At 66.7% G+C, this 2,619-nt stretch carries 3 protein-coding genes; all 3 read left to right on the forward strand.

What is annotated here, in order from left to right; all coding sequences use genetic code 11:
- Window positions 1-297: 297 nt before the first annotated feature.
- The 3 genes from H5T60_13930 to H5T60_13940 all read left to right on the forward strand — a co-directional run bounded on the left by H5T60_13930 (window position 298) and on the right by H5T60_13940 (window position 2,596).
- A complete protein-coding gene (locus H5T60_13930; protein ID MBC7243531.1) occupies window positions 298-1,056 on the forward strand; it encodes a hypothetical protein in 759 nt (252 codons plus the stop codon).
- A gap of 66 nt (window positions 1,057-1,122) precedes the next feature.
- Window positions 1,123-1,632, forward strand: coding sequence for a nitroreductase family protein (locus H5T60_13935; GenBank protein MBC7243532.1), 510 nt, complete (start codon window positions 1,123-1,125; stop codon window positions 1,630-1,632).
- The gene (locus tag H5T60_13940; GenBank protein ID MBC7243533.1) at window positions 1,619-2,596 is read left to right on the forward strand and encodes an amidinotransferase; all 978 of its coding nucleotides are present in this window, start codon (window positions 1,619-1,621) and stop codon (window positions 2,594-2,596) included. Before H5T60_13935 ends, H5T60_13940 begins: the two co-directional genes overlap by 14 nt.
- The last annotated feature ends 23 nt before the right edge of the window (window positions 2,597-2,619 follow it).

The following is a 2,619-nucleotide window of genomic DNA, read 5'->3' on the forward strand; positions in this document are numbered from 1 at the left end:
TGACCATCGGCCGGCATAAGGTCATGCATGTCGACCCGGATAATGTCAAGGCCTTCGTGGAGGAGTACATCTTGCCGGCCCTGGAGAAAGAAAGCATGCCTGTCAAAGGATAGCCCATCTCCTTTCTTCCCTCTTTCTCTGCGCGCCAAGCGGCCAGGCCCTTCCTCATCCCCGGGGAAGGGCCTGGCACATTTGCGGCAAATTTGACGCGCCGGCCCGCCTATGCTAGGATGACGAAGGCCGGCGGGAAGCTCGCCGGCGGTCAGTCATCCTCGTTGGACGCAAGGAGCATACCGCATGATGCGCTGGAACACCGTGAAAGAGAAACTGTTGGCCGGCAAGCCCTCCATCGGCGGGCTGGCCACCCTGGGTTCGCCGCTGGCGGCGGAACTGCTGGCGCTGGCCGGCAGTGAGTATGTCCTGCTGGATGACCAGCACGGCATCTGGGACCCGAAGTCGGCCATGGACGCGTTTCACTGCGTCCGGTTGGCCGGCGCGGTGCCCATGGTGCGCGTGGGGAAGAACGATTTCTACCTCATCGGCGCCATGCTGGACCGCGGGGCGCTCGGCATTATCGTCCCGATGGTACACACGCCGGCGGACGCGGAAGCCGCGGCCTTCGCCATGCGCTATCCCCCGCGCGGCGGCCGATCCGAGGGCGCCTACGGCTGTCGCATCTACGGCCCGGACTACCGCGCCGCCGCCAATGACGAGGTGTTCCTGGCAGTACAGATCGAATCCGGGCAGGCCGTCGAGAACGCTGAAGCCATCATGCGGGTGGACGGGGTGGATGCCTGCTGGATCGGGCCGGCGGACCTGGCCAACTCCATGGGCCTGGACCTGGGCCAGCCGGCGGATCAGCGCCGGCACGAAGAGGCCATTCGCCATGTGCTGGCCGCCTGCCAAAAGGCCGGCAAAATCCCCGGCATCGCCTGCGGTCCCAATAACGCTCAGAAATATCTCGACATGGGCTTCCTGTTCGTCACCGCTTTCGCCGACAGTTGGAGCGTGTACGACGGCGCCCGGGCGACCCTCAGCCACTTGCGCCCAGGATGACATGGTATAATAACGTCACGGTGCTCCTCGCGCCGGCATGACTTTCACCCATTCAAGGAGGTGGTCATGGAATTCTCCGAAGTGATCCGCAAACGCTACAGCGTGCGCGCCTACCGCCCAAACGAGGTGGAAGAGGAAAAGGTGCGCCAGGTGCTGGAAGCGGCGCGGCTGGCTCCCACCGCGGCCAACCGCCAGCCCTTCCGCTTCATCGTTATTCACACGCGCGGGCGGGAAGACGAACTGCGCAGGATTTATCCCGCCGACTGGTTCGTACAGGCCCCCATTGTCATCGCCGCAGTGGGCATCCCCGGCAAAAGCTGGGTGCGCCGCGACGGCAAGGCCTATGTGGATGTGGACGTTGCCATCGCCATGGACCACCTGATCCTGGCGGCGACAGACCTGGGGCTGGGGACTTGCTGGATCGGCGCCTTTGACCCCGACGCCGCCCGCCAGGTGTTGGGCCTCCCGGCGGACGCGGAGCCGTTGGCTTTCACCCCGCTGGGCTATCCGGCCGACGAGCCGCGCCCGAAACGCCGTAAGCCGCTGGAGGAACTGGTGAGCTATGAGCGGTGGTGAACAGCCGGCCCTCTCCATATACGAAACCTCCGCCTATGGGGGCGAGGGATGGTCCCCGCGCCGGCAGAGCACGCGACAGGAAATCGGCCTCCTCTGGCATCCTTGCGGCGTAGATTCGGAATGGGCTCCTCTGCGCGCTGTGCTCCTGCACGAGCCAGGGCCGGAGCTGGAGGATATCCGGGATCCCAACGCTGTGCAGATGCTGGCGCCGATAGACGCCGGCCTGGCGCGCCGCCAGCATCGCGCGCTGGCCGACGCCTACCGCTCCGCCGGCGTGACCGTCCATTTGGTCGCGCCCTCCCACGTGCCGCCGCCGAACCTCCTGTTCGCCGCCGACCTGTTCTTCATGACCCCGGAGGGAGCAGTTGTCGGCCGGCCGGCGTCCACCGTGCGCGCCGGCGAGGAGCGCTGGGTAGCGCGCCGGCTGGCGGAACTGGGCATCCCCATACTGCACACCGTGCACGGCCGCGGCACCTTTGAAGGCGCGGACGCCATGTGGCTGGACCCCCGCACGATCCTGCTGGCAACGGGCATCCGCACCAATGCCGAGGGCGCCGCGCAGGTCGCCGGCACCCTGCGGGAGCTGGGCGTGGAGATTATTCAAGTCGGACTGCCCTACGGCGCCATGCATCTGATGGGCACCCTGCGCATCGTGGATCGCGACCTGGCGCTGGCCTGGCCGGGGCGCGTGCCGTATGCCGCGGTGGAAGCACTGCACCAGCGCGGCTTCCGGGTGCTCTTCATCCCGGATGAGCGGGAGGCGGAGCAGGGCATGGCGCTGAACCTGGTGACGTTGGGCCCCCGGCGGGTGCTGATGCCAGCCGGCAACCCGGTCACCCGGTCATTGTACGAGCGTGCCGGCATCACCTGTCACGAGGTCGAGGTGGACGAGCTGATGAAGGCCGCCGGCGCCATCGGCTGTATGACCGGCGTGCTGGAACGGGAGCTGGTAGGGGACAAATAATGATACGAAAAGGCCCCAGCCCT

The sequence above is a fragment of the Anaerolineae bacterium genome (genome assembly GCA_014360855.1).
GTDB lineage: Bacteria > Chloroflexota > Anaerolineae > JACIWP01 > JACIWP01 > JACIWP01.

What these genes read in the sequence shown, in the direction of transcription:
- H5T60_13930 (MBC7243531.1), top strand. Translation starts at nt 298, where the DNA reads ATGATGCGCTGGAACACCGTGAAAGAGAAACTGTTGGCCGGCAAGCCC.
- H5T60_13935 (MBC7243532.1), top strand. Translation starts at nt 1,123, where the DNA reads ATGGAATTCTCCGAAGTGATCCGCAAACGCTACAGCGTGCGCGCCTAC.
- H5T60_13940 (MBC7243533.1), top strand. Translation starts at nt 1,619, where the DNA reads ATGAGCGGTGGTGAACAGCCGGCCCTCTCCATATACGAAACCTCCGCC.